The organism is Vibrio sp. S234-5, assembly GCF_000960595.1.
In the GTDB taxonomy this organism is placed as follows: domain Bacteria; phylum Pseudomonadota; class Gammaproteobacteria; order Enterobacterales; family Vibrionaceae; genus Vibrio.
This window is the reverse complement of the sequence record NZ_JZAM01000298.1, coordinates 1-474: the sequence shown is the minus strand read 5'-3', so window position 1 is coordinate 474 and position 474 is coordinate 1. Positions and strand designations below refer to the sequence as shown.

Annotated in this window: 1 protein-coding gene; it reads left to right on the top strand. The window is 43.9% G+C overall.

From position 1 onward, the window contains the following. Positions 1-339: 339 nt before the first annotated feature. Positions 340-474: DUF3265 domain-containing protein (locus tag UF06_RS25000; protein WP_082069770.1), on the top strand; the 135-nt coding region annotated here is incomplete at its 3' end.

Here is a 474-nt window from a genome sequence, read left to right as displayed (position 1 = left end):
GCGTTATGTTTAATCACGCAAAATCAGTTGGTTGCATCTTTTCTTTGCTCCGTCGGCTTGTTGGTTTTGTGCTCGTCGGCAAGTTTGTATTTGTGAGCGCTGTTTTCTGGACATTTGTTCTTTGGCGCTGAAAATTCAGAGAATTGCCTCAGTCAATTCTAGGGCAAGCGCGAGGTTAGGGCGGTTGGCTCAATCAGAAGTTTGATCTTAGGTTTTTGAGTATTGGCGGCCAAAGCTCACAACTTGATTTTCAAATTATGAGTCGTTTCAGTTTTTGGTTTTTGCTTTTTGTTTGTCAGTCAAAGCCGAGTTAATCTTGGTTTTGGTAAACGTAAGCCCTTGAAGCTTAAACATAACAAAGCGTTCAAGAGGGATTCGTGCCGCGTGGCATTTTTGGTATGCGGTGATTTTTGTGGTGAAAGTGGTCTGCGGAAAGTTGGTTTGTGCGGCACTCACCCCTTAACGCGGCGTTAT